Here is a 6,527-nt window from a genome sequence, read left to right on the forward strand (position 1 = left end):
TGACCCGGTTGTCATGATCCGGCCGCAATCGAAGCGGCGCCGTCGACGTCCGCCGCTTTCAACCCACGTGGGCGGCCAGCCGCACGGGAACCGACTTGTAGGCCGGCGTGCCGCTGCGATGGTCGTGGTCCTCCAGCGCCACCAGCACGTTGGCCTCCGGATAGTAGGCCGCCAGGCAACCGCGCGGGATGTCGCGCTCGACCAGGGTGAAGCCGCGCACCGCCCGCCGTCCGGTGTCGTCGAAAGCCGCGGTCAGGTCGATGCGGTCGCCCGCCTTCAGGCCGCGGGCGGCGATGTCTTCGGGATGGGCGAAGACGACGTCGCGGCGGCCGAACACCCCGCGATAGCGGTCGTTGGTCCCATAGATGGTGGTGTTGTACTGGTCGTGGCTGCGCAGGGTGGTCAGCAGAAGGACGTCGGCCTGGCCGCGCCGGGCGTCCTGGCCGTCGTGGCGATGGGCCAGGAACTGGGCCTTGCCGCTGGGCGTCTTCCAGACCCGGTCGGACGGCGGGACCGGCAGGCGGAAGCCGCCGGGCTGGCGCACCCGCTGGTTATAGTTGGCGAAGGCCTCGGGAAAGACCGCCTCGATCAGGTCGCGGATCCGGTCGTAGTCGGCGGCCAGGCCCGGCCAGTCGACGATGTCGTCCGGCCCGAACAGCGCCGCCCCAATCCCGGCGACGATGGCCGGCTCGGACTTCAACTGGTCCGAGGCCGGGGCGTTCAGGCCGCGCGAGGCGTGGACCATCGACATCGAGTCCTCGACCGTCACGGCCTGGCGACCGCCGGCCTGCACGTCGATCTCTGTGCGGCCCAGGCACGGCAGCAGCAGGCTTTCGCCGCCGTGCAGCAGGTGGGTGCGGTTGAGCTTGGTGGCGACGTGGACCGCCAGTCCGACCTTGCGGATCGCCGCGAAGGTGCGGGTCGGATCGGGGGCGGCGACCGCGAAATTGCCGCCGAGGCCGACGAACACCTTGGTCCGCCCAGCCTCCATGGCCGCGATCGTCTCGACGACGGTATGCCCGTGCTCGCGCGGCGACTTGAAGGCGAACACCCGGTCCATGGCGTCCAGGAACGCCGTCGAGGGCTTCTCCCAGATCCCCACGGTCCGATCGCCCTGGACGTTGGAATGGCCCCGCAGCGGACAGATCCCCGCCCCCGGTCGGCCGATATTGCCCTTCAGCAGCAGCAGGTTGACCAGTTGCTGCACGGTGCTGGACGAGGAGCGATGCTGGGTCAGGCCCATGCCGTAGCAGAGGATCGTGGCCTTGGCGCCGGCATAGGCCCGGGCCGCCTCCTCGATCTGGGGGCGCGACAGGCCCGAGCCCGCCTCGATCTCGTCCCAGTCCAGCGCTTCGACCACGGCCTTGACGGTCTCGAAGCCTTCGGTGTGCTCGGCGATGAAGGCGCGGTCCAGGACCGTACCCTGGCTCGCCGCGTCCAGGGCCAGCACGGCCTTCATCATCCCCTGCACCGCCAGGGCGTCGCCGCCGATCGCCACCTGGTAATAGGCCGAGGCGATCGGGGTCGAGGACAGGGTCGCCATCTCGACCGGATCCTGCGGCGCGGCGAACTTCTCCAGCGCCCGCTCCCTCAGCGGGTTGAAGGCCAGGATCGTCGCCCCGCGCCGCGAGGCGTCGCGCAGGGTGGTCATCATCCGCGGATGGTTGGTGCCGGGGTTGTGGCCGAAGCACAGGATCAGGTCGGCGTGGTCGAAGTCCTCCAGCGTCACCGAGCCCTTGCCCATGCCGATCGAGTCCGGCAGGCCGACGCTGGTCGGCTCGTGACACATGTTGGAGCAGTCGGGGAAATTGTTGGTCCCCACCCGTCGGCCCAGCAGTTGGAACAGGAACGCCGCCTCGTTCGAGGCCCGGCCCGAGGCGTAGAATTCCGCCTGGTCCGGATGGTCGAGGGCCCGCAAGGCGTCGGCGGTGCGCTGGAAGGCGTCGTCCCAGGCGATGGGCAGATAGCGGTCCGTCGCACGGTCGTAGGCCATGGGATGGGTCAGCCGGCCCAGGTCCTCCAGGGCGTGGTCGCTCCAGGTCAGGAGCTCGGTGACCGTGTGGGCCGCGAACACCTCCGGCGTGGCGCGCTTGGACGTCGCCTCCCAGGCCACGGCCTTGGCCCCGTTCTCGCAGAATTCGAACGACGAGGTGTGCTTGGGGTCGGGCCAGGCGCAGCCGGGACAGTCGAAGCCCTCGGGCTGGTTGGCGCGCAGCAGGGTCTTGCCGCCCTCGATCACCGTCGCCTGGTCGCTCAGCGCCCCGGCCACCGCCTTCAGCGCGCCCCAGCCGCCGGCGGCGTTGTCGTAGCGATGGATGCCGGGCACGCCCGCATTGGGGTTGCGGTCGGTCATCACGCAGGCTCCGGAACGACGTCGAGCAGGCGCTCGGCATGGGTGAAGACGGCGTGGCCGTCGGCGCGGGCCAGGGCCGCCAGGGTCAGGCCGGACTCCTCGGCCCGGCGGATCGCCAGGTCGGTGGGCGCGGAGACCGCCACCAGGATCGAACAGCCCATCCGCACGGTCTTCTCGACCATCTCGAACGAGCAGCGGCTGGTGACCAGCACGAAGCCGCCCGACGCCTCGCGCCCCTCGCGCGCCATCGCCCCGGCCAGCTTGTCCAGGGCGTTGTGGCGGCCGACGTCCTCGCGGACCAGCACCAGCGCCCCCTCCCCATCGGCGAACGCCGCGGCATGGGTGGCCCGGGTCAGGCGGCCCAGGGCCTGGACGTCGTCCAGGGCGTCGACGGCCCGCTGCACGGCCTGGTGCGACACTCTTGCGCCGCCGTCCAGGCGCGGCAGCGGCCGCACCGCGTCGGCCAGTCGCTGCACGCCGCACAGCCCGCAGCTGGACCGTCCTTCCAGCGTGCGCGGCCGCGCCTTGCGCTGGAGCGTCCCGGGCTTGAGCCTGACGTCGGCCAGGAGGCCCAGGTCGGTTTCGGTGACCTCGATCTCGAGGATGTCCTCGGCGCGGGCCACGGCCTCGGTCAGGGTGAAGCCCCGCGCCAGGTCCGCGACGTCGTCGGGCGTGGCCATCAGCACGGTGTGCGGCCGGCCATCGAACGACAGGCCCACGGCGACTTCCTGCGGCGTGGCGCGGGCGATGGTCTGGGACCCGGTCCCGACCCGCCATTGGACGGCGGAACGACGTTGAGCGGCGGCTTTCGACATGGGCGAAGTCTACCGCCTAGGCGCCCGCATAGCCAAACCCGGAAGCCGGCGAACGGCTCACGACGGCAGGAACATACAAAATCCTTCACGCACGACGGATGACCGCGCGACGATCCTGACGCACTCTAGGGCCATGGCCATCATCGACACCCGCCGCGACCAGATGTTTCCCATCCTCCGCCCGGAGGAGATCGACCGCATCCGCCGCTTCGGCGACATCGCCCACGCCAGGGCCGGCGCCGTGCTGGCCAAGGCCGGCGAGGTCTCGCCCGGGGTCATGGTGGTGCTGGAAGGCAGCGCCCAGGTCACCCGTCGCGACGCGATGGAGGAGACTCACGTGATCGCCGAGCACGGCCCCGGCGCCTTCATCGGCGAACTGGCCCAGCTGTCGAACCGCCCCTCTCTGGTCGACGTCCACGCCCTGACCGACCTGGAGGTGCTGCGGATCAAGCCCGAGCGGCTGCGCGCGGTGCTGGTCGCCGAGGCCGAGCTGGGCGAACGGATCATGCGGGCCCTGATCCTGCGCCGGGTCGGGCTGCTGGAAACGGGGGCCGGCGGCCCGGTGATCATCGGCCGCGCCGCCGACGGCGAGGTCATCCGCCTGTCCGGCTTCCTGGGCCGCAACGGCCATCCCTACAAGCACCTGGACCCGGATGTCGTCGACTGCGCCAAGGTGCTGATCGAGCGGTTCTCGGTCGACGAGGCCGAGCTGCCGATCGTGCTCTGCCCCGGCGGCCAGCTGCTGCGCCATCCGTCCAACGCCGAACTGGCGCGCTGCATCGGCATGGTCGGCGACCTGGACCCGGACCGCGTCTACGACGTGGCCGTGGTCGGCGCGGGCCCCGCGGGCCTGGCCACCGCGGTCTACGCCGCGTCCGAAGGCCTGTCGGTGCTGGTGCTCGACACCCGGGCGTTCGGCGGCCAGGCCGGGGCCTCGGCCCGGATCGAGAACTATCTGGGCTTCCCCACCGGGGTCTCGGGCATGGCCCTGATGGCCCGCGCCTACAACCAGGCCCAGAAGTTCGGCGCCAACCTGGCCATCCCCGACGAGGTGGCCAGCCTGGACTGCGATGGTGATGCGAAAGAAAACGGGAGCCTCAGCGGCTATCACCTGAAACTGGTCAGCGGCGAGACCACCCAGGCCAAGACCGTGGTGATCGCCAGCGGCGCGCGCTATCGGCGGCTGGAGGTGTCCAACCTGGACCAGTTCGAGGGCAGCAGCGTCCATTACTGGGCCTCGCCGCTCGAGGCCAAGCTGTGCGCCGGCCAGGAGGTGGCCCTGGTCGGGGCCGGCAACTCCGCGGGCCAGGCGGCGGTCTATCTGGCCAGCCAGGTGGCCAAGGTCTGGCTGCTGATCCGCGGCAAGAGCCTGGACGCCAGCATGTCGCGCTACCTGATCGACCGCATCAAGAGCCTGCCCAACATCGAGATCGTCACCCGCAACGAGATCGTCGAACTGGAAGGCGAGGACGGCCAGCTGCGCGCGATTCGCCACCGCGACCTCGACACCGGCGAGGAGGCCCGCTGCGAGATCAGCCACCTGTTCCTGTTCATCGGCGCCGCGCCCAACACCACCTGGCTGAGCGAATGCCGGGTCGAGCTGGACAACCACGGCTTCGTGCGGACCGGCCAGGACCTGGCCCCAGGCCATCCGCCCTTGCAGACCAGCCGCCACGGCGTATTCGCGATCGGCGACGTGCGGGCGGGCTCGGTCAAGCGCGTGGCGGCGGCGGTCGGCGAAGGCGCGCAGGTGGTGGCGGCGATCCACGCCTATCTGGCCGAACCGGTGACGACGGCGTAGGGCATCGCGCGGCTTGCTCCAGGTTACGCATCCTTAAATTGCACTTCGTCTCGCCGCCTGCGATCGTCCCTCGTCAACAGGGGGGACATTTCATGAAGCGCTCGATATTCTTGCTGGGAACGGCGAGTTTGCTGCTGGCCAGTCCGGCCCTGGCCGCCGCGCCGACCTGCCCCACGCCCGACTTCGCCAGACAGGCGCAAGACCTGATCAAGTCTTATCTGGAGGCCCAGAGCTTCAGCGGCTCGATCCTGGTGGCCAAGGACGGCGCACCGGTCTGGCGCGAGAGCTTCGGCGCGGCCGACCGCGAATGGGATGTCCCCAACACCGCCGACACCAAGTTCCGCCTCGGCTCGATCACCAAGCAGTTCACCGCCACGGCGATCCTGCAACTGGTCGACCAGGGCAAGCTGTCGGTCGACGATCCGATCTCGAAATACTATGTCGACGCCCCGGCCGCCTGGTCGAAGGTGACGATCAAGCACCTGCTGACCCACACCTCGGGGATTCCCAGCTACACCGCCCTGCCCGGCTTCTTCGAAAAGAGTTCGATGTCGCCGCTGAGCCCGGACGGGATCATCAAGCTGACACGCGACATGCCGCTCGAGTTCGAGCCAGGCACGAAATACAACTACGACAACACCGGCTACATACTGCTCGGCTATGTGATCGAGAAGGTGTCCGGTGAGACTTACGCCGATTACGTGGCCAAGCACATCTTCACGCCCCTGGGCATGAAGGACACCGGCTACGACGTCTCCGGCGTGATCCTGCGCCACCGCGCCTCTGGCTATAAGCCCACGAAGGACGGCTGGAAGAACGCCGACTATCTGGACATGACCCTGCCCTACGCGGCCGGCTCGCTCTATTCGACGACGGGCGACCTGCTAATCTGGGACCGGGCCCTGACCGAGGGCGAGATCCTGACCCCGGCCTCGCGGCAGGCGATGTTCACCGACTATGGCAACCATTACGGGTTCGGCTGGGGGATCAAACCGGTCGCCGGGCATGACCAGGTCTCTCATGGCGGCGGCATCAACGGTTTCAGCACCGGCATCAGCCGCTATCCCAAGGACGGCGTCGTCGCCATCGTCCTGGCCAACTACGGCGGCTCGCCGTCAAACAGCATAGCCGAGAACCTGGCCGGGCTATGCGTGGGAACCTGGCGACCGCCGAAGGCGATCACCCTGCCGACAGCGACGCTCGATCGCTATGTCGGCGCCTATGTCCTGTCGCCGACCTTCACCCTGACGATCACGCGCCAGGGCGACCAACTGATCAGCCAGGGGACGAACCAGGGTCCCGCCCCGATCTATCCCAGCGCGCCGGGCGAGTTCTTCCTCAAGATCGTCGACGCCCAGATCAGCTTCACCCAGACCGGTGACGCCGCGGCCACGGCCCTGGTCCTGCACCAGGGCGGTCGGGACACGACCGCGCCCAGGGCGGCGAAGCCTTAAAGGCCCCAAAGCAAAAGGCCCCGGAGATCGCTCTCCGGGGCCTTCGCTTAGTCAGCTAGTCGCTGAGACCGATCGATTACTCGACGATCTTGGCCACGACGCCG

The 6,527-nt window shown here is 69.3% G+C and carries 4 protein-coding genes; 2 read left to right on the plus strand and 2 right to left on the minus strand.

Features of this window, described 5'->3' with window-relative positions; translation table 11 throughout:
- Positions 1–58 precede the first annotated feature (58 nt).
- Entirely contained in the window at positions 59–2,353 is a 2,295-nt protein-coding gene (locus tag J2X41_RS24280; protein ID WP_310086997.1) for an FdhF/YdeP family oxidoreductase, read from the minus strand.
- The gene (fdhD, locus tag J2X41_RS24285; protein WP_310086999.1) at positions 2,353–3,168 is read right to left on the minus strand and encodes a formate dehydrogenase accessory sulfurtransferase FdhD; all 816 of its coding nucleotides are present in this window, start codon (positions 3,166–3,168) and stop codon (positions 2,353–2,355) included. Before fdhD ends, J2X41_RS24280 begins: the two co-directional genes overlap by 1 nt.
- A 133-nt stretch (positions 3,169–3,301) precedes the next feature.
- Here fdhD and J2X41_RS24290 point away from each other — a divergent pair, with 133 nt between their 5' ends.
- Positions 3,302–4,969, plus strand: a complete 1,668-nt coding sequence (locus J2X41_RS24290; RefSeq protein ID WP_310087001.1) for an FAD-dependent oxidoreductase — start codon at positions 3,302–3,304, stop codon at positions 4,967–4,969.
- Positions 4,970–5,061: 92 nt separating this feature from the next.
- The gene (locus J2X41_RS24295) at positions 5,062–6,423 is read left to right on the plus strand and encodes a serine hydrolase (RefSeq protein ID WP_310087004.1); all 1,362 of its coding nucleotides are present in this window, start codon (positions 5,062–5,064) and stop codon (positions 6,421–6,423) included.
- Positions 6,424–6,527: the final 104 nt, after the last annotated feature.

This window comes from Caulobacter sp. BE254, assembly GCF_031457295.1.
Classification (GTDB): Bacteria; Pseudomonadota; Alphaproteobacteria; order Caulobacterales; family Caulobacteraceae; genus Caulobacter.

Excerpts from the sequence above, each read along its gene's own strand:
- J2X41_RS24290 (WP_310087001.1), top strand. The coding sequence starts at position 3,302 with ATGGCCATCATCGACACCCGCCGCGACCAGATGTTTCCCATCCTCCGC.
- fdhD (WP_310086999.1), bottom strand. The coding sequence starts at position 3,168 with ATGTCGAAAGCCGCCGCTCAACGTCGTTCCGCCGTCCAATGGCGGGTC.
- J2X41_RS24280 (WP_310086997.1), bottom strand. The coding sequence starts at position 2,353 with ATGACCGACCGCAACCCCAATGCGGGCGTGCCCGGCATCCATCGCTAC.
- J2X41_RS24295 (WP_310087004.1), top strand. The coding sequence starts at position 5,062 with ATGAAGCGCTCGATATTCTTGCTGGGAACGGCGAGTTTGCTGCTGGCC.